Annotated in this window: 20 protein-coding genes; 19 read left to right on the forward strand and 1 reads right to left on the reverse strand. The window is 66.0% G+C overall.

Features of this window, described 5'->3' with window-relative positions:
• Positions 1-32: 32 nt before the first annotated feature.
• The 6 genes from fliD to E7V67_020490 are packed head-to-tail and all read left to right on the forward strand — an operon-like array spanning position 33 to position 5,794.
• The gene (gene fliD / locus E7V67_020465; protein WUR12054.1) at positions 33-2,702 is read left to right on the forward strand and encodes a flagellar filament capping protein FliD; all 2,670 of its coding nucleotides are present in this window, start codon (positions 33-35) and stop codon (positions 2,700-2,702) included.
• 24 nt (positions 2,703-2,726) lie between these two features.
• Positions 2,727-3,164 (forward strand): flagellar export chaperone FliS, encoded by a 438-nt coding sequence (fliS, locus tag E7V67_020470; protein ID WUR12055.1) that lies wholly within the window; start codon positions 2,727-2,729, stop codon positions 3,162-3,164.
• A 12-nt stretch (positions 3,165-3,176) separates the two neighbouring features.
• Entirely contained in the window at positions 3,177-3,506 is a 330-nt protein-coding gene (locus E7V67_020475) for a flagellar protein FliT (GenBank protein WUR12056.1), read from the forward strand.
• Between the two features lie 23 nt (positions 3,507-3,529).
• Complete coding sequence (locus E7V67_020480) at positions 3,530-4,684, forward strand: flagellar hook-length control protein FliK (protein WUR12057.1); 1,155 nt, start codon at positions 3,530-3,532, stop codon at positions 4,682-4,684.
• Positions 4,674-5,033 carry an EscU/YscU/HrcU family type III secretion system export apparatus switch protein gene (locus E7V67_020485; protein ID WUR12058.1) on the forward strand — a complete coding sequence of 120 codons (360 nt, stop codon included), beginning with the start codon at positions 4,674-4,676 and terminating at the stop codon, positions 5,031-5,033. Before E7V67_020480 ends, E7V67_020485 begins: the two co-directional genes overlap by 11 nt.
• Positions 5,033-5,794, forward strand: a complete 762-nt coding sequence (locus tag E7V67_020490) for a flagellar brake protein (GenBank protein ID WUR12059.1) — start codon at positions 5,033-5,035, stop codon at positions 5,792-5,794. Before E7V67_020485 ends, E7V67_020490 begins: the two co-directional genes overlap by 1 nt.
• 40 nt (positions 5,795-5,834) lie before the next feature.
• Here the strand turns inward: E7V67_020490 and fliE are convergent, their stop codons facing one another.
• Complete coding sequence (fliE, locus tag E7V67_020495; GenBank protein ID WUR12060.1) at positions 5,835-6,176, reverse strand: flagellar hook-basal body complex protein FliE; 342 nt, start codon at positions 6,174-6,176, stop codon at positions 5,835-5,837.
• Between the two features lie 296 nt (positions 6,177-6,472).
• Between fliE and fliF the strand changes: the two genes are divergently transcribed.
• The 13 genes from fliF (at position 6,473) to fliR (ending at position 17,967) form a co-directional block, all read left to right on the forward strand.
• Positions 6,473-8,194, forward strand: coding sequence for a flagellar basal-body MS-ring/collar protein FliF (gene fliF, locus E7V67_020500; GenBank protein ID WUR12061.1), 1,722 nt, complete (start codon positions 6,473-6,475; stop codon positions 8,192-8,194).
• Positions 8,187-9,185 (forward strand): flagellar motor switch protein FliG, encoded by a 999-nt coding sequence (gene fliG / locus E7V67_020505; protein ID WUR12062.1) that lies wholly within the window; start codon positions 8,187-8,189, stop codon positions 9,183-9,185. Before fliF ends, fliG begins: the two co-directional genes overlap by 8 nt.
• A 31-nt stretch (positions 9,186-9,216) precedes the next feature.
• On the forward strand, positions 9,217-9,966 hold the full coding sequence (locus E7V67_020510) for a flagellar assembly protein FliH (protein ID WUR12063.1): 750 nt from the start codon (positions 9,217-9,219) through the stop codon (positions 9,964-9,966).
• A gap of 10 nt (positions 9,967-9,976) precedes the next feature.
• The gene (gene fliI / locus E7V67_020515) at positions 9,977-11,401 is read left to right on the forward strand and encodes a flagellar protein export ATPase FliI (protein ID WUR12064.1); all 1,425 of its coding nucleotides are present in this window, start codon (positions 9,977-9,979) and stop codon (positions 11,399-11,401) included.
• 34 nt (positions 11,402-11,435) lie between these two features.
• Positions 11,436-11,876, forward strand: coding sequence for a flagellar export protein FliJ (gene fliJ / locus E7V67_020520; GenBank protein WUR12065.1), 441 nt, complete (start codon positions 11,436-11,438; stop codon positions 11,874-11,876).
• Between the two features lie 39 nt (positions 11,877-11,915).
• The gene (locus tag E7V67_020525) at positions 11,916-13,244 is read left to right on the forward strand and encodes a flagellar hook-length control protein FliK (GenBank protein WUR12066.1); all 1,329 of its coding nucleotides are present in this window, start codon (positions 11,916-11,918) and stop codon (positions 13,242-13,244) included.
• Between the two features lie 180 nt (positions 13,245-13,424).
• Positions 13,425-13,943, forward strand: a complete 519-nt coding sequence (fliL, locus tag E7V67_020530) for a flagellar basal body-associated protein FliL (protein ID WUR12067.1) — start codon at positions 13,425-13,427, stop codon at positions 13,941-13,943.
• Between the two features lie 41 nt (positions 13,944-13,984).
• Positions 13,985-14,968: a flagellar motor switch protein FliM gene (fliM, locus tag E7V67_020535; protein ID WUR12068.1), complete on the forward strand. Its 984-nt coding sequence runs from the start codon at positions 13,985-13,987 to the stop codon at positions 14,966-14,968.
• Between the two features lie 48 nt (positions 14,969-15,016).
• A complete protein-coding gene (gene fliN, locus E7V67_020540) occupies positions 15,017-15,436 on the forward strand; it encodes a flagellar motor switch protein FliN (protein WUR12069.1) in 420 nt (139 codons plus the stop codon).
• Positions 15,433-16,089: a flagellar biosynthetic protein FliO gene (gene fliO / locus E7V67_020545; protein ID WUR12070.1), complete on the forward strand. Its 657-nt coding sequence runs from the start codon at positions 15,433-15,435 to the stop codon at positions 16,087-16,089. Before fliN ends, fliO begins: the two co-directional genes overlap by 4 nt.
• Positions 16,090-16,100: 11 nt before the next feature.
• Positions 16,101-16,832 carry a flagellar type III secretion system pore protein FliP gene (gene fliP, locus E7V67_020550; GenBank protein ID WUR16321.1) on the forward strand — a complete coding sequence of 244 codons (732 nt, stop codon included), beginning with the start codon at positions 16,101-16,103 and terminating at the stop codon, positions 16,830-16,832.
• A gap of 10 nt (positions 16,833-16,842) precedes the next feature.
• Positions 16,843-17,112 (forward strand): flagellar biosynthesis protein FliQ, encoded by a 270-nt coding sequence (gene fliQ, locus E7V67_020555; GenBank protein ID WUR12071.1) that lies wholly within the window; start codon positions 16,843-16,845, stop codon positions 17,110-17,112.
• A gap of 9 nt (positions 17,113-17,121) precedes the next feature.
• On the forward strand, positions 17,122-17,967 hold the full coding sequence (gene fliR, locus E7V67_020560; GenBank protein ID WUR12072.1) for a flagellar biosynthetic protein FliR: 846 nt from the start codon (positions 17,122-17,124) through the stop codon (positions 17,965-17,967).
• Positions 17,968-18,254 lie beyond the last annotated feature (287 nt).

An 18,254-nucleotide genomic window follows, 5' to 3' on the forward strand; every position in this document is an offset into this window, starting at 1 on the left:
GACTTATATTATCGCTTTCTCAGGAGCAAGCCGTGGCAACTTCAGGAGTCTCAGCGTCCGGCGGCATGTTGGACGTCAACAGCATCGTATCCCAGCTGATGCAGGTGGAATCGGCACCGCTGGCGAAGTATGACCAGAAGACGGCCTCGTACCAGGCCAAGCTGAGCGCCTACGGGCAGCTCAGCGGCGCCGTGGGCGTGTTCCAGTCCTCGCTCGGCGGCCTGACCAAGGCGGCCGACTTCAAGACCCTGTCTGCCACCGCCAGCAATGCGGACGTGCTGTCCGCCTCCGCCAGCGCGAAGGCCGTGGCCGGCAACTACAAGATTAACGTCACCCAGCTGGCGCAGAGCCAGACCCTGACCACGCCGGGCGTGGCCAACAGCAAGTCGACGATCGGCACCGGCGCCAAGACCACCATTTCGTTCCAGTTCGGCAGCGTCTCCGGCGGCTTCGGCCTGGCCGGCAGCACGCTCGGCGCCAACGTGGCGCGCGACGGCATCAGCAACGGCGCGCTGACGATCAACGGCACCGCGATCGCCACCAGCAGCAGCACCAACAGCGCGCGCGCCCTTGCCGAAGCCATCAATGCGAAAAGCACCACGACGGGCGTCACCGCGACGGCCACGCCGGCCTCGTCTTCCGCCACCCTGTTCGCCGGCTTCGGCGACGTGGCGACGGGCGCCGACGGGGGCTACACGCTGTCCGTGGGCGGCGTGCAGCTGGCCGCGCAAGGCGCCGACGTGGCAGCCGGCGCCGGCATCACCGCCGCCTCGATCGACACGGCGCTGACCGATCCGTCCAGCGTGCTGACCGCGCTGACCAATGCCGGCATCACCGTCAGCGGCACGGCCGCCGGCGGCGACCTGAAATTCACCCGCGCCGACGGCGCCAACCTGGTGGTCGAGGAAACGGTCACCGGCAGCCCGGCGGCCGTGAACGGCGGCATCGGCAAGGGTGGCGGCGAAGTGAACGGTGGCTCGACCACGACGGCCGTCAGCGGCATCTCGCTGAGCTCGACGGACGCCAGCCCGATCACGATCGCCGGCAGCAATCCGGCCCTGGCCGGCCTGACGGCGGGCACGGGCGGCAGCTACCTGGGCGGCGCGTTCACGCAGGATGCGAACATCGCCTCCGGCATCGTCACGATCGATTCGACCAACAACACGCTGGAAGGCATCCGCGACGCCGTCAACAAGGCCGGCCTGGGCGTGACCGCCACCATCGTGTCGGACGGCAGCGCCAATCCCTACCACCTGGTGTTCACGTCGAACGCCACCGGCGCCAACGCGTCGATGAAGATGACCCTGACCGGCGACGACCCCGCGCCGGCCGACAGCGCCCTGGTCGACATGCTGACCTACGACCCGGCCGGCACGCAGAAGATGACGCAGACCTCGGCGGCGCAGGACACGAAATTGTCCGTCAACGGCATCGCCGTGACGAGCCACTCGAACAATGTGGGCGAAGCCATCCAGGGCGTGACCCTGACGGTGACGCAGACCGGCTCCAGCACGCTGAACGTCAGCAAGAACACAGGCACCGTGAAGAGCAACGTGGAAGCGTTCGTCAAGGCGTACAACGACCTGAACGGCACGCTGAAGAAGCTGACCGGCTATAACGCCGAGACGAAAACGGGCGGCGCCCTGCAGGGCGACTCGACGGCGCAATCGGTGCAGTCGCAGATCCGCCGCATGATGACGACCAGCATCAGCGGCCTGACCGGCGACATCACCACCCTGGGCCAGGTCGGCATCAGCTTCGACAAGGACGGCACGCTGTCGCTCGATGCGTCCAAGTTCCAGAAGGCCATGGACAAGTCGTTCGACGACATCGGCGCGCTGTTCGGCGCCGTCGGCCGCTCGACCGATTCGCTGGTGTCGTTCTCCAGCTCGACCTCGGCCACCAAGCCGGGCACGTACGACCTGTCGATCACCCAGCTTGCCACGCAGGGCGCGCTGACGGGCGCCAGCGCCCTGCCCGCCAGCACGACGATCGCGGCCAACACGACCTGGGCCGTCACGCTGAACGACGGCACGCCCAGCAGCGCGAAGAACACGACCAACGTCACGATCCCGGCCGGCACCTACACCGCGGCCGAACTGGCCAAGGTGCTGCAGTCGTCGATCAACGGCGCCTCGGCGTTCTCGTCGGCCGGCAGCGCCGTCACCGCGTCGGTCGATGCGGATGGCAAGCTGGTGCTGTCGTCGGCCAAGTACGGCTCGGCCTCGAACATCAAGCTGGCCGACGTCAGCGGCAGCACCGTGGACAGCCTGTTCGGCGGCGCCACGCCGACAGCCGGCCTGGACGTGGCCGGTACGCTGGGCGGCCACCCCGTCACGGGCAGCGGCCAGACACTGACCGGCCTGGCCGGCACCGACGTGGAAGGCCTGAAGGTCGAGGTGACGGGCGGTGCGATCGGCGATCGCGGCACCGTCAGCTTCTCGCAAGGTTACGCCTACCAGTTGAACAACCTGGCCACGACGATGCTCAGCAAGGCGGGCCAGATCACCAGCCGCACCGATGGCATCAACCAGTCGATCAAGGACGTGGCCAAGCAGCGCGACGCGTTCTCCGACAAGCTGACCTCGGTCGAGGCCCGTTACCGCAAACAGTACAGCGCGCTGGACGTGATGCTGACCAATATGCAAGCCACGTCCAGCTACCTTACCCAGCAGCTGGCGGCCATTGCCGCCAACCGCTAAGCAATACGAAATCAGGAGAACCCCATGTTCGGAAGCCCACAACGCGGCGTCAACGCCTACGCCAAAGTCGGTCTCGAGACCGGTATCGCGGCCGCCTCGCCGCACAAGCTGATCGTGATGCTGTACGACGGTGCCATCGTCGCGATCCTGAACGGCATCACGCAGATGAAGGCTGGCAATATCGAAGAGAAAGGCAAGGCCATCTCGAAAGCGATCCAGATCATCGACAACGGCCTGCGTGCCAGCCTCGACCGTGAAGTGGGCGGCGAGATCGCCCGCAACCTGGACGCGCTGTACGAATACATGAGCGGCCGCCTGCTGACGGCCAACCTGCAGAACGACCCGGCCATGCTGGAAGAAGTGCGCGGCCTGCTGGCCGACCTGCGCGACACGTGGAAGCAGATCGGCGACGAGCCGGCCGGTTCCGCCCCGGTGCGCACCCCTGCGATGGCCCACGGTTAAGCTGAAAGGACGATGATGACGAACCAAGACGTGCTGACCGTGTACGCGGCCATGGGTGAACTGACCAGCCAGATGGTGACGGCTGCCAACGAATCGGACTGGGATCGGCTGGAAGCGCTGGAACAGCGCGTGTCGGCCCACGTCGCCCTGCTGAAGACGAGCGAAGGCAGCGTCAAGCTCGAAGGCGAACAGCGCCAGCGCAAGGTCAGCCTGATCAAGCAGATGCTGGCCGACGACCGCAAGGTGCGCGACATGATCGAACCCTGGATGGCGCAGCTGTCCAAGCTGATCAGCAGCACCGGTACCGAGCGACGCGTCGTCAACGCGTACGGTGCCGTCTGAACTGACGCACTGAACGGCGCGTCGTGCAGCGGCTCGACTCTCCCGGGCTGCGGCCCCTGACCCCGGCCGGCGCCACGCAAGGCGCCGCCGATCCGCGCCAGGCCGCGTTCCAGCGCGCGCTGGCGCCGCTGGTCGGCCAGGCGGTGCAGGGGCAGGTGCTGGCCAAGATGACGGACGGCAGTTTCCTCGTCCGCGTCGCCGACACCAATGCGCGCATGCTGCTGCCGGCCGGCGTGGACGTGGGCGCCGAGGTGCCGATGACGGTCGTCGCGGCCCAGCCGCGCGCCATGCTGCAAGTGGGCAACGAGGCGGCCCAGACGCCCATCGTGCACACCCAGGCCGGCGCCCTCCCCGGCCAAGCGACGGCCGGCCGCCCGTTGAGCGCGGCCGCCGCGCTGCTGGGCAAGGCGCCGCTGACGCCTGCCGAACACCTCCCCGAACTCGACCGCAACACGGCCCAGGCCACGCTGAGCCCGGCCGCACGCGCCATCGCCAGCGCGCTGACGCAGGCCTATTCCGCGCCCGGAGCACCCGTCATCATCCACGGCAAGACACCGCTGGCAGGTGCCGCCGGGCCGCAGCCGGAAGCCATGACCAAACAACTGCAGAACGCGCTGGGCGAGTCCGGCCTGTTCTACGAATCGCACGTGGCCGAGTGGGCCGAAGGCAAGCGGCCGTTGCAGGACCTGCAGCGCGAGCCGCAGATGCTGCGCGCGCAGGCACACGCCATGCAGTCGCCGGCGGAAGCGGCCGCGCGCGCTTTGGCGGGTCCGGACTTGTCGGCCGCCCAGATGATCAACCAGCAATTGCACACGCAGGAACAGGGCAAGGTGCAGTGGCACGGCGAAGCCTGGCCCGGCCAGCCCATGCAGTGGGAAGTGCAGCGCGAGGAAAACGATGGCCGCTCGCGGGGCGGCCGCGATGGCCATGAAGAAGCGCCGGTCTGGCGCAGCGGCGTCAAGTTCCGCTTCCCGCTGCTGGGCAAGGTGGCCGCCAACGTGACGATGGTCGGCGACCAGGTGCACGTGAGCGTGCAGTCCGACAGCGACGACACGGCCGACACCCTGCGCGCCTGGGCCAGCGTATTGCAAGGCGCGCTGGACGCGGCCGGCGCGCCGCTGGCGTCGCTCAGCATCGGCACGGAAACGCCGCCGGCGGGGGCAGCCGATGCAGCGTGATCGACCCGACAACAGCTTGCCGCGCCGGCCTTTGCAAAGCGCCGTGGCGCTGGCCTATCGGGATGGGCAAGGCGCGCCGAAGGTCGTCGCCAAGGGGCGTGGGCTGGTGGCCGAGCAGATCATCGCGGTGGCCGCGGAGGCCGGCGTGTTCGTGCACGAATCGAAGGAACTGGTGTCGCTGCTGATGGACATCGACCTCGACCGGCAGATTCCGCCCACGCTCTACCGCGTGATTGCGGAACTATTGGCCTGGCTTTATCATATTGAATCAGCGCAAAAGTCGGGCTTGCCACCGCCCGCGGCACCGGCTCTCAGCGTACCCCCCACCACCTCAAGCGACGAACCCTGATGTACCCTTTTCTTTCTGACGCGGACGCGGACAACTGGCACGATTTCGAGGTGGGATCGCGTCGGGAAATTCTGGCCCTGCTGCGTGGCATTTCCGAAAAAAAGCAGATGATCCGCATGTTGCCGGTCGGCGACACGGACATGTGCGTGACGACCATCCTGCACATCGATGCCGACAACGACGCGGTCCTGCTGGACCGCCCCTCCGATCCGGAGGAGACGGCGCGGCTGATGTCGGGCCGCCCGGTGTCGTTCGAGACCACGCTGGACAATATTCGCATCATCTTCGGCACCGAAGTCATGCAGCTGGGCATGCATGAGGCCGTGCCGGCCTTGAAGATCCCCCTGCCCCCCAGCCTGATCCGGCTGCAGCGGCGCGAGTTCTACCGCATGGCGACGCCGGTCGGCAATCCCGTCAAGGTCTTCATTCCGATGCCGGAAGAGCAAGGCGGCGGCGACGCGGCGTTCCAGCTGTCCGACATCAGCTGCGGCGGCATCGCCATCCTGGACAACCGTTTCGTGCTGGGGGATTCGATCGGCCACGAATACGGCGGCTGCCGCATCGACCTGCCGGAGATCGGCCCGATCGTGACGGGCCTGCAGATTCGCAACTCGCAGGAAATGACGCTGATGAACAACAAGGCCAACCGCCGGCTGGGCTGCCAGTTCATCGACATCAGCCCTGGCGCGATGAGCGCCGTGCAGCGCTACATCACCAAGCTCGAGCGCGAGCGCAATGCCCGCATGGCGGGCTTAAAATAATTGCCAAGAAAATGGGGACAGACCCCATTTTTCAGGCAACTTACACCTGCATGTTCATGATGTCGTGGTAGGCCGACACCAGCTTGTTGCGCACCTGGATCGTCGCCTGCATATTGATGCTGGCTTTCTGCATCGAGATCATCACGTCCGACAGGTTGACGGAGTCGTCGCCCATCTGGAAGCGCTTGGTCAGGTCTTCGGCCTTGTTCTGGCTGACGGCCACCGTGTCCAGCGCGCCCTTCAGCGCGGCCGAGAAGTCGACCTTGGCGGCCGGCTGCTCCGTCTGGATGACGGGCGGCGTGGCCTGGGGCCGCGTCGCCGCCGCCTTCAGCTGCGCGATCATCGATTGGATCTGGCTGCTGTCGATACCGCCTGTCTTCATGTTCACTCTCCAAAAATCGCTGTTGCTTCAGAACAACCGGCTGAGCAGCCTCCAATCGGACGCGCCGTTTTGCCTTGCTACAATAGGTGCTTACCTTCGGGAACGATGTTCCCTCGCACTGTCAGGCTTCCAGAATAGCAGCGCCAAGGCAAGCCACTGCGTCGAGCAAGCCGGGAAACCAGCCTCTTTTCCCGGGATTAGATTGCCGCACAGCAGCAGATAATGTGCATCAGGCCCGGTCCCATGGATGCGTGGCCCCGATCAACAGATGACCTTAACGCCCCTGGAACGCACACATGGCAGCAGCCGCCGAAGCACTTGATCTCGACGCATCCGCCGACACCGAAGCGCGGGTTCCGTTCTATAAGACGCCGATGGGCAAGAACATCATCCGCGGCGGTGCCGTCGCGGCCGTTCTCATCGCGATCCTGATGGTGTGGTTGTGGAACAAGGAGCCTGAATACAAGGTCCTGTTCAGCAACTTCTCGGACCGCGACGGCGGCGCCATCACGGCCGCGCTGGACCAGATGCAGATCAAGTACAAGTTCAGCGAAGGCGGCAACGCCATCCTGATCCCGGCCGAGAACGTCCACGATACCCGCCTGCGCCTGGCGTCCCAGGGCCTGCCGAAAGGCGGCAACGTGGGCTTCGAGCTGATGGAAAACCAGAAGCTGGGCGTGTCGCAGTTCCTGGAACAGGTCAATTACCAGCGCGCGCTGGAAGGCGAGATGGCGAAATCCATCGAATCGCTGGGCGCCGTGCAATCGGCCCGCGTGCACCTGGCGATGCCGAAGCCTTCCGTGTTCGTGCGTGAACAGCAGAAGCCGACCGCTTCCGTCATCCTGACCCTGCACCCGAACCGCTCGATCGATCCGGGCCAGGTCAGCGCCGTGGTGCACCTGGTCGCCTCGTCGGTACCCGAACTGCAGCCGGCCAACGTGACGGTGGTCGACCAGCAGGGCAACCTGCTGTCGGACCAGAACAAGGACAGCAAGACCGCGCTCAAGGGCCTGGACGCCACCCAGCTGAAGTACGTGCAGGAACTGCAGAACCAGGTCATCAAGCAAGTCGAGAACATCGTCAAGCCGATCGTCGGCGAAGGCAACGTGCGCGCCGAGGCGGTTGCCGACGTGGACTTCTCCGCCGTCGAGCAGGCCGCCGAGTCGTACAAGCCGAACTCGTCGCCGGCGCCGTCGGCGATCCGCAGCCAGCAGAGCAGCGAAACCAACGGCAATACCAACGCCAACCCGAACGGCGTGCCGGGCGCGCTGTCGAACCAGCCGCCGGGCGTGGTCACGGCACCGCTGACGACCACGCCGCCGGGCGAGGCGCCGGCGCCAGGCACGGTACCGGGCGGCACGGCCGCAACGGGCACGGGCCCGATGCACAAGGAATCGACCACCAACTACGAAGTCGACAAGACCGTGCGCTACGAGCAGAAGGCGATTGCCGGCCTGAAGCGCATGACGGTGGGTGTGGTGGTGAACTACCGCCGTATCGTCGGCGCGGACGGCAAGGTCAGCGTGCGCCCGCTGACGACCGAGGAAATGAACAAGATCAACAGCCTGGTGCGCGAAGCGATGGGCTACAACCAGGACCGCGGCGACTCCGTCAGCGTGGCCAACGCCCCGTTCGACGGCGTCGACAAGGCCGCCGAGCCGGCGCTGGACTGGTGGCGCGACCCGGCCAACCTGCCGATGGCCAAGGAGCTGGCGAAGTTCCTGATCACGGCCCTGATCCTGCTGTACATCCTGATGCGGGTGGTGCGTCCGATGATGCGTCCCGTGTTCAAGAAGATCGACGAGATCAATGCACCGGAGCCGGAACCGGAAGAGGAAATCATCGAGGAGCCGGCCGGCCCGACGGAAGAGGAAATCTTCGCGCAGCAAATGGCCGAAATGGAAGAAAACACCGCGCGTACCTATCGCGACAACCTGGCCCTGGCCAAGAAGCTCGCCGCAGAAGATCCGCGCATCGTCGCTAACGTAATCAAGGCATGGATAGGCGCAAATGACTGATAGTACCGGACTGCAAAAGGCAGCGATTCTGATGCTGGCAATGGGTGAATCCGAGGCCGCGGAAGTGATGAAGTTCCTGGGCCCCCGCGAAGTGCTGAAGCTGGGCGCCGCCATGGCCACGATGAAGGGCGTGCCGCATGAGCAGGTCGTCGACGTGCTGGACGGCTTCCGCGACGAAGTCGCCGCCGCCTCCACCGTGGGCCTGGATTCGGACGAATACATCCGCCAGGTGCTGACCAAGGCGCTGGGCGACGACAAGGCCTCCGTGCTGCTGTCGCGCATCCTGGGCGGCAAGGACGCGTCCGGCATCGAGAGCCTGAAGTGGATGGACTCGCCGTCGGTCGCGGAACTGATCCGCAACGAACACCCGCAGATCATCGCGACCATCCTCGTCCACCTGGAGCGCGACCAGGCTTGCGAAATTCTGGGACACTTCACGGACCGCCTGCGCAACGACGTGGTGCTGCGTATCGCCACCCTGGACGGCGTGCAGCCGGCCGCGCTGCGCGAGCTGAACGACGTGCTGACCAAGCTGCTGTCGGGTAACGAGAACATCAAGAAGTCCACCCTGGGCGGCGTGCGCGCGGCGGCCGAGATCCTGAACTTCATGAGCGGCGAGCAGGAAAGCTCGGTGATGGACAACATCAAGAACTACGACAACGACATGGCGCAGCAGATCATGGACGAGATGTTCGTGTTCGACAACCTGATCGACATCGACGACCGCGGCATCCAGCTGCTGCTGCGCGAAGTGCAGTCGGAAATGCTGATCATCGCGCTCAAGGGCGCGTCGCAGGAGCTGCGCGAGAAGATCTTCAAGAACATGTCGGCCCGCGCCAGCGAGATGATGCGGGAAGACCTGGAATCGAAGGGTCCGGTGCGCCTGTCGGAGGTGGAAACGCAGCAGAAAGGCATCCTGCAGATCGTCCGGCGTCTGGCCGACGAGGGCCAGATCGTCCTGGGCGGCAAGGGAGAAGACTCCTTCGTATAAACTATCGGCATCGTATTCTTAGAGGTAAAGCTTGGCGCATATTCCGAAAGAGCAGCAGACGGCGTTCCAGCGCTGGGAGTTCCAGTCCTTCGGCGACGCACGGCCCAGCACGCTGGCGCAGCGCGAACGGGAGGAAGCGGCCGCGCGCGCCGCCGCCGAAGCGGCAGCGGCCGAGGCCGCAGCACGCCAGGCCGAGTACGAAGCCTACCTGAACACCCCGCCGCCGCCGGACCATCCGACCGAGGAAGAGCTGGCGGCGATCCGCGAGGAAGCGCGCCTGCAGGGCTACCAGGACGGCTACGCCGAGGGCCACCGGGCCGGCGAGGACGAAGCCATCCGCGAAGGCCAGGAAGCGACGGCCGCCGCGCTGGCGCCGCTGGCCGGCCTGGCCGAAGGCTTCGCCCAGGCGTTGCGCCAGGCCGACCAGCTGGTCGCCAACGATGTGATGGAACTGGCCATGCACCTGGCCAAGAACATGCTCAAGCAGGCGCTGCCCGTGAAGCCGGAGTTGATCCTGCCGATCGTGCGCGACGCCATCGACGTGCTGCCCAGCGTGCAGCAGCCGGCCGTGCTGATGTTGAATCCGGCGGATGCGGCCGTGGTCCGCGCGGCCATCGGCGACGACCTGGCCAAGGAGGGCTGGCGCATCGCCGAGGACGAGGCGATCGCGCGCGGCGGCTGCCGCCTCGACACGGCCAGCAACCAGGTCGATGCCCAGGTCGAAGCGCGCTGGGCCCGGTTGACGCACGCGCTCGGCAAGAACGTGGAGTGGCTGGACTGAGGGAGGCACGATGGACACGAAAGTGACGGAACAGGCCGGCGCGGAACTGCACGCCGGCCGTTGGCGTTCCTGGCTGAACGATTGCGGCGCCGTGCTCGATTTCGTCGAGCCCGTGCAGGTGTCCGGCCGCGTCACCCGCGTGGCCGGCCTCGTCATGGAGGCCGTCGGCCTGCGCCTCGCCGTCGGTGCCGCGTGTACCGTGCCGCTGCCGGGCGGCGGCCGCGTCGAAGCGGAAGTGGTCGGCTTCGAGGGCAGCCGGCTGTTCCTGATGCCGCAAAGCGATGTCGAAGGCATCGTGCCCGGCACCCATGTCTATCCCGCCGAGCCGCTGATCCCGAAACCCGGTTCCGTTGCCAACGCCACGCCGCGGCGGCGCACCAGCGACCGCGCGCGCCAGCTGCCCGTCGGCCCCGAACTGCTGGGCCGCGTGATCGACGGCGCCGGCCGCCCCCTCGACGGACTCGGCCCCATCGAGGCCTCCGACAGCGCCCCCATCAACGTACGGCCCGCCAATCCGCTGGGCCGGGCGCCGATCGTCGAGACCCTGGACGTGGGCGTGCGTTGCATCAACGCGATGCTGACCGTGGGCCGGGGCCAACGGATGGGCTTGTTTGCGGGGTCCGGCGTCGGCAAATCGGTGCTGCTGGGCATGATGGCACGCTATACGGCGGCCGACATCATCGTCGTCGGCCTGATCGGCGAACGGGGCCGCGAGGTCAAGGAATTCATCGACCACATCCTGGGCGAGGAAGGCCGGGCCCGCTCGGTCGTCATCGCGGCGCCGGCCGATACGCCGCCGCTGATGCGGATGCAGGCCACCGCCTATTCCACCGCCATCGCCGAGCACTTCCGCGACAAGGGCCAGAACGTGCTGCTGATCGTCGACTCGCTGACCCGTTACGCGATGGCGCAGCGCGAGATCGCGCTGGCGATCGGCGAACCGCCGGCGACCAAGGGCTACCCGCCGTCGGTGTTCGCCAAGCTGCCCGTGCTGGTGGAACGGGCCGGCAACGGCGAGGAAGGCGGCGGCTCGATCACGGCGTTCTACACCGTGCTGACGGAAGGCGACGACCAGCAGGACCCGATCGCCGACTCGGCGCGCGCGATCCTGGACGGCCACATCGTGCTGAACCGGCGCCTGGCCGAGGCGGGCCACTACCCCGCCATCGACATCGAGCAGTCGATCTCGCGTGCCGCCCACTCGATCACGACCCAGGAACACCAGACCCAGGCACGCCGCCTGAAGCAGCTGTTCTCGCGCTACGAGCGCAGCCGCGACCTGATCGCCGTCGGCGCCTACACCCCGGGCACCGATCCCGTGCTGGACCAGGCCATCAAGCTGCACGACCGCATCGAGCACTTCCTGCAGCAGAAGATCACGGAACGGGTCGACATGCTGGAGAGTTTGGGGCAATTAGCCACGCTGTTCGACTGATTGAAGTCTCCCCTCGTTGCCTATAATCACGATTATGGCCTCGACATCCCAACTTGAAACCCTGATCGACATGGCGCGCCGCGAGACGGACGACAGCGCCAAGCGGCTCGGTGCGGCCTTGAAAGCCGTCACCGATGCGGAGGAAAAGCTGAAGATGCTGGTCGGCTACCGCGACGAGTATGGCCGCCGCTTCGATGCATCCCAGCAGGCCGGCATTACCCCGATGGCGTACCGCAATTTCCAGGCCTTCATGGAAAAGCTCGACACGGCCGTGCGCGGCCAGGAAGAGATGGTGCGCCACGCGCAGAAGCGCAGCGAGAACGAGAAGGCGAAATGGCAGGAAGCGGAGCGCAAGCGGATGTCGTATTCCACGCTGCGCGACCGCGAGGCGGCGCGGCTGCAGAAGATCGAAGCCAAGCGCGACCAGAAGGCCATGGACGAGCACGCCGCACGGCAGGCATTTTACAAACGCTGATCCCGGCGTCAACGAATCAACGGAACAAGGCCGCGACCCATGCAGACCCAGTCCATCCAGAACACCTTATTGAACACCACGGCACCGTCGGCGCCCAAAGCCACGCCGTCCGGCGACCTCGACTTCAAGCAGGCGCTGGCGCGCCAGGTGGAGCGGCAGCCGGTCAATCAGCTCAAGCCGATCGACAAGCAGGCCATCAAGCAGCCGCAGGCTGCGGTCAACAAGCAGGCCGAGCCCGTCAAGGCACCGCCGCCGCGGCAGGCCCCTGCGCCAGGCCCGCAGAACAAGACCGCTGCGCCGCCGCCCAAGGCGCCCACGACGGCTAAACCGGCCCAGGCCGCCAGCGACGCCAACGCCACCGAAGCGGCGGACAAGGCCGCCAGCACCGCACCGGCCGACCGCGCCGATGACACGGCTGCCGACACCGCTGTTGCCGAAACCGCCGTGCCGGTGGACGCGGCCGCCGCCGAGGCCGCTGCGCAAGCCGCCGCGGCAAGCGAAGCCGCCGCCGCCGTCGATCCGATGGCCAACATGCTGGCGATGATCGCCGCGTACAACCAGCAGACCAAGTCCGCGCCCGGTCCGTCCGAGGAAATCTCGACGACCGGCGACACTGCCGGCGGCCAGGCCGAAACCGGCGATCCGCTGGCCGCCCTGCAGGGCAACGGCAGCGGCGCCAAGGCTGGCGCACCGCTGGGCGCTCAGACCAACGGCAAGGACGGCGCCATTGCGCTGCCGCAGGGCGACAGTGAAGCGGGCGACGCCGGCAAGCTGAAGCTCGAGGCCGGCGCCGCGAAGACGGAACTGAAGGCCGAGGCGTTCGCCGCCAAGCTGGCGGACGCCAGCGCGGCGGCCCAGCCCGTGCTGCCGCAAGCCACGCAGGCAGTGCTGGCCACGGCCCAGGCCGCCGAGGCAGCCGCGTCGAACCAGTTGCAGGCCCGCGTCGGCACCAATGCCTGGGAACAGCAGCTGGGCCAGAAGGTCGTGTGGATGGTGGCCGGCGGTGACCAGAGCGCGTCGCTGACCCTGAACCCGCCCGACCTGGGTCCGCTGCAGATCGTGCTGAACGTGTCGAACGACCAGGCCAGCGTCAGCTTCATGGCCGCCGAGGCGGAAACCCGCCAGGCCATCGAGGACGCCATGCCGAAGCTGCGCGAAACGATGAGCGAGGCCGGCATCGAGCTGGGCAACACCAGCGTCTCGACCGGCACGCAGGACCAGCGCCAGGCGTTTGCCGAACAGGCCGAGGCACGCGCGGCGGCCGGCATGCGCCGCTCGGGCAACGAGACGGGCGGCGGCGCCGAGCAGGCCAAGCCGGAACCCGTGGTCCGGCGCACGGTATTGGGCGCCGTCGATACGTTCGCCTGACGTGTGGCCCAGGGCGTATGATGCGCCATGGAAACATCAAAATAACGGCGGTTCCGGCCTCTGTTCGGCCGATACCGGACCGTGCGCTGGTCCGATAATGACATAATCGAGCCGTGCTGCACGGCCCCTGCCCCGCTGCCTCGCAGCACCGGGGCGTAACGAGAGAAAGCGAATCCACACATGAAGGCTGAGGCAAAAGCTGAAGCGGCACCGGCCGGCGGCGGGTCCAAGAAAAAACTGATCATCATCATCGTGGCCGTGCTGATCCTGGCCATCGGCGGCGGCGCGGGCGCATTCTTCATGCTCAAGGGCCAGGACGCCTCGGCGGAGCATGAGGAAGAGCCGGTCAAGAAGAAGTCGAAGAAGAAAAAGAAGGAGGCGGGTCCGCCCGTCTATGTGCCGGTCGAGCCGTTTACCGTGAACCTGCAACCCGAGGAAGGCGAGCAGTACCTGCAACTGGCCTTCACGCTGCAGGTAGGCGACGCGGAGCAATCCGAGGTCATCAAGAACAACATGCCAAAGGTGCGCAGCCGTATCCTGCTCCTGCTATCCTCGAAAAAAGCGTCCGAGATCAATACGCCGGAAGGCAAGCAGGCGCTCAGCAAGGAAATCCTGGAACAGGTCAACCAGCCGTTCGAGGACCATGGCGACGAGCAGGAAGTGACCGAAGTATTGTTTACCTCGTTTATCATTCAATAAGCATCCAATCATCAAAGCGAAAACCGTAGTTCACCACAGTCATGGCTGATAATTTTCTCTCCCAGGAAGAAGTCGATGCCCTCCTGAAAGGCGTTAATGGCGATCAGGACGACGTCGCCGCGCCCGAGGAAGTCGCGGGAGTCAGAACCTACAACCTGGCAACCCAGGAGCGCATCGTGCGCGGCCGGATGCCAACGTTGGAGATTATCAACGAGCGTTTCGCCCGGCTGCTCCGCGTTGGCCTGTTCAACTTCCTGCGCCGCAGCGCCGAGGTGTCGGTGGGTTCGGTGCGCGTGTCGAAGTACAGCGAGTTCATCCGTAACCTGGTCGTGCCGACCAACCTGAACCTGGTGCACATGAAGCCGCTGCGCGGCACCGCGCTGATGGTGTTCGACCCGGGCCTGGTGTTCCTGCTGGTCGACAACCTGTTCGGCGGCGACGGCCGCTTCCATACCCGCGTCGAGGGCCGCGATTTCACGGCCACCGAGCAGCGCATCATCCTGCGCATCCTCGATATCGTGTTCGAGGCATACACGAAGTCATGGGAACCGGTGTTCCCCGTCGAATTCGAGTACATTCGTTCCGAAATGAACACCCAGTTCGCCAATATCGCGACGCCGAACGAGGTGGTGGTGGCGTCCACGTTCACGGTCGAGCTCGGTTCCGTGTCGGGCCAGATCCACTTCTGCATGCCCTACTCGATGATCGAGCCGATCCGCGACGCGCTGACCTCGTCGCTGCAGGGCGAGGCGCTGGAGGTGGACAAGCGCTGGATCCGCCTGATGACGCAGCAGATCCAGATCGCCGAGGTGGAGCTGGTGGCACGGCTGGGCACGGCCAAGGTCAGCTTCGACGAGATCCTCAACATGCGCGTGGGTGACATCATTCCGCTGAACATTCCGGAAACGATCGAGGCCACCGTGGACGGCGTACCGGTGCTCGATTGCACCTATGGCGTCATGAACGGACAATATGCGTTGAAGGTCGAGAAGTTGCTCGCCAATAGCGATACGCTGAGTAAATAGTAATCCGATGAATTCATGCCGGCGGGGCCGGCAACGCAGGAGCAAATCATGTCTGACAACCAGGACGATCAAACGGCGGACGACGATCTGTGGGGTGCCGCGATCGCCGAGCAGGCCAAGGCCGAAGCCGAAGCCCTTGAAAAGCAGGCCGCCACGGCCGCCGTCTTCAAGGATTTCTCGAACACGGCGCCGAAAACGGAAACCCATAACGACATCGACTTCATCCTGGACATCCCCGTCCAGCTGACGGTCGAGCTGGGCCGCACCAAGATCGCCATCAAGAACCTGCTGCAGCTGGCGCAGGGCTCGGTGGTCGAGCTGGACGGCCTGGCCGGCGAGCCGATGGACGTACTGGTCAATGGCTGCCTGATCGCCCAGGGCGAGGTGGTGGTGGTGAACGACAAGTTCGGTATCCGTTTGACGGACATCATCACGCCGTCCGAACGTATCCGAAAACTGAATAAATGAGGCGCGCGTCCAGGAACGCGCTGTCGACGACGCTGCTGGCCGGCTTTTTGCTGTCCAGCAGCTTTGTCGTTTCTGCGCAGAACGTCGTTACCGCGCCCACCAACCGCACCGTCGCGCCCGTGAAGGCGGGCGAGCCTGCCACCGTGCCGGTGGACGCCGCTGTCGCCGGTGCGCCCGCTGTCGCGCCCGTCAGCGAAACGCCGGACCCGGCCGCGCCGCCTGCGCCGCGTGCCGTCACGCCGGAACAGCAGGCCGCCCTGGCCGGTGCCCGGCCCGTGACGCCGACGCCGATGCCGGCGGCACCGTCCGCCGCCGGCAGCCTGTTGCAGACGGTGGCCGCGCTGGCCGCCGTGCTGGCCATCGTCATGGGCCTGGCCTGGCTGCTCAAGCGCTTCGGTCCGAAGCACATCACGGGCGGCTCCACCGTCAAGCTGGTGGGCGCCCTGTCGGTGGGCGCACGCGAGCGCATCCTGGTGGTGGAAGTGGGCGACCAGTGGATCGTCGTGGGCGCCTCGCCCGGGCGGATGAACGCGCTGGCGACGCTGCCGCGCCAGGAGGCCGATCCGGCCGGGCTGGCGCCGCACCCGAACCTGCCGGCCACCAATTTCTCCGAGTGGTTCAAACAGACGATTGAAAAGCGCAATGGCAAGTAAAACCGTTCCGCCTGTCGCGCCCTGCTCTTCTCGGCTTGCTGCTGTTGCCGCTGCTGGCGGCCGCCGAGCCCACGATCCCCGCCTTTACCACCAGCGCCGCCCCGGGCGGCGGCACGCAATACGGCCTGACGCTGCAGACGCTCATCCTGATGACGTCGCTGACGTTCCTGCCGGCCGTGCTGCTGATGATGACGGGCTTCACCCGCATCGTCATCGTGCTGTCGCTGCTGCGCCAGGCGCTGGGCACGCAGACGGCGCCGCCGAACCAGGTGATGATCGGGCTGGCGCTGTTCCTGACGTTCTTCGTGATGGGCCCCACGTTCGACCGCATCTACACGGAGGCCTACCAGCCGCTGCAGGCCAACCAGATCACGATGCAGCAGGCGATGGAACGGGGTTCGGCGCCCTTGAAGCAGTTCATGCTGAAGCAGACGCGCCAGGCCGACCTGGCGCTGTTCGTCAAGATCTCGCGCAGCCCCGCGCTGCAGGGCCCGGAGGACGTGCCGCTGCGCATCCTGATCCCGGCCTTCATCACGAGCGAGCTGAAGACGGCGTTCCAGATCGGCTTTGCCATCTTCATCCCGTTCCTGATCATCGACATGGTGGTGGCCTCGGTCCTGATGTCGATGGGTATGATGATGATGTCGCCCGCCGTCATCTCGCTGCCGTTCAAGATGATGCTGTTCGTGCTGGTGGACGGCTGGCAGCTGCTGCTGGGCTCCTTGTCCCAGAGCTTCTATTAGGAGGAGCGCGATGACACCGGAAACCGTGATGTCGATGGGCCGCCACGCGATGGAGATCACCCTGATGGTGGCCGCGCCGCTGCTGCTGGTGGCGCTGGTGATCGGCCTGATCGTGTCGATCTTCCAGGCCGCCACGCAGATCAACGAGCAGACGCTGTCGTTCATCCCCAAGCTGGTCGGCGTGTTTGTCGCGCTGGTCGTGGCCGGCCCGTGGATGATTTCGGTGATGACGGACTATATGCGCGAGATCTTCAGCGGCATCCCCGGCATGGTCGGCTGATCCCCGTCCATGCTGGTCCTGACCGCCGCGGAAATCAATACGTGGATCGCCGGCCTGATCTGGCCGCTGACGCGCATCCTCGGCCTGATCACGGCCTCGCCCGTGTTCGGCAACGCCCGCATCCCCCAGACCGTCCAGCTGAGCCTGGGCGTGATGATCGCCATCGGCATCGCCCCGCTCGTCCCCGCCGTGCCGGCCGCCGATCCCGCTTCGTGGGCCGGCCTGTTGATCCTGGCAAAAGAGTTGATCACGGGTGTCGCGATGGGCCTGGCGATGCGCATCGTGTTCGCCGCCGTCGAGATGGCGGGCGAGATCAGCAGCCTGACGATGGGCCTGGGCTTTGCCAGCTTCTTCGATCCGATGTCGCAGGGCCGCAGCTCCGGCATCGCCCAGTTCCTGACGTGGATCGCCACGATGTCGCTGCTGGTCGCCAACGTCCACTTGCTGCTGCTGGAGGCCCTGGCGGAAAGCTTCTTCACCTTGCCGATCGCCAGCACGACCTTCCACGGTGGCGGCTTCTGGGACCTGGCAACCTGGGGCGCGAAGATCTTCAGCGCCGGGCTGCAGCTGTCGCTGCCGCTGGTGGCGGCCCTGCTGATCACCAACGTCGCGCTGGGCATCCTGACGCGCGCGGCGCCGCAGCTGAACCTGTTCGGCATCGGTTTTCCGATCACCTTGGGGGCCGGCTTCCTGGTGCTGATGATCTCGCTGCCCTATCTCACCACGCCGCTGATGAACTTGCTGGGCCAGGGGACCGAGAAGGCAAGGCATCTGCCGCGGGCGTTTGCTGGCAAGGGGGATTTGCCGGCGTCGCCGCAAGCGCAGCGCGCGCCTGGGTCGGCACCTGGTCAGTAAAAAGGGGCTGTTCGCGGTAGCTGGTGGTTGCTCCTCGTTACGGAACTTTTTCAGCGCGTCGAGGTTCTTGGCAACCTGGACTGTCCTTGAACAGCGCCGTGAAAAATGGTGGCAGTCACCGTTTTTACTGCCGCTTATTTCAAGGACCAGCTGGCCCGGACGATGCGCGATTCCCAACTGGGTCAGCCTGGCAGAAGCATCTCGATTGCCTGGCGCTTGGCGCGATGCAGAGAGTTCGGAGGCTGTCCCCGATTTGCTGTGGCAGCTTTGCGAAACCCATGGTGACA

It is taken from the genome of [Empedobacter] haloabium (genome assembly GCA_008011715.2).
GTDB classification, from domain to species: Bacteria; Pseudomonadota; Gammaproteobacteria; order Burkholderiales; family Burkholderiaceae_D; genus Rugamonas; species Rugamonas haloabia.

Coding starts and splice junctions, on each gene's coding strand:
- fliI (WUR12064.1), top strand. CDS start 9,977: ATGGACACGAAAGTGACGGAACAGGCCGGCGCGGAACTGCACGCCGGC.
- E7V67_020475 (WUR12056.1), top strand. CDS start 3,177: ATGATGACGAACCAAGACGTGCTGACCGTGTACGCGGCCATGGGTGAA.
- fliE (WUR12060.1), bottom strand. CDS start 6,176: ATGAAGACAGGCGGTATCGACAGCAGCCAGATCCAATCGATGATCGCG.
- fliN (WUR12069.1), top strand. CDS start 15,017: ATGTCTGACAACCAGGACGATCAAACGGCGGACGACGATCTGTGGGGT.
- fliG (WUR12062.1), top strand. CDS start 8,187: ATGACTGATAGTACCGGACTGCAAAAGGCAGCGATTCTGATGCTGGCA.
- fliS (WUR12055.1), top strand. CDS start 2,727: ATGTTCGGAAGCCCACAACGCGGCGTCAACGCCTACGCCAAAGTCGGT.
- fliL (WUR12067.1), top strand. CDS start 13,425: ATGAAGGCTGAGGCAAAAGCTGAAGCGGCACCGGCCGGCGGCGGGTCC.
- E7V67_020485 (WUR12058.1), top strand. CDS start 4,674: ATGCAGCGTGATCGACCCGACAACAGCTTGCCGCGCCGGCCTTTGCAA.
- fliQ (WUR12071.1), top strand. CDS start 16,843: ATGACACCGGAAACCGTGATGTCGATGGGCCGCCACGCGATGGAGATC.
- fliJ (WUR12065.1), top strand. CDS start 11,436: ATGGCCTCGACATCCCAACTTGAAACCCTGATCGACATGGCGCGCCGC.
- E7V67_020490 (WUR12059.1), top strand. CDS start 5,033: ATGTACCCTTTTCTTTCTGACGCGGACGCGGACAACTGGCACGATTTC.
- fliF (WUR12061.1), top strand. CDS start 6,473: ATGGCAGCAGCCGCCGAAGCACTTGATCTCGACGCATCCGCCGACACC.
- fliR (WUR12072.1), top strand. CDS start 17,122: ATGCTGGTCCTGACCGCCGCGGAAATCAATACGTGGATCGCCGGCCTG.
- fliO (WUR12070.1), top strand. CDS start 15,433: ATGAGGCGCGCGTCCAGGAACGCGCTGTCGACGACGCTGCTGGCCGGC.
- fliM (WUR12068.1), top strand. CDS start 13,985: ATGGCTGATAATTTTCTCTCCCAGGAAGAAGTCGATGCCCTCCTGAAA.
- E7V67_020525 (WUR12066.1), top strand. CDS start 11,916: ATGCAGACCCAGTCCATCCAGAACACCTTATTGAACACCACGGCACCG.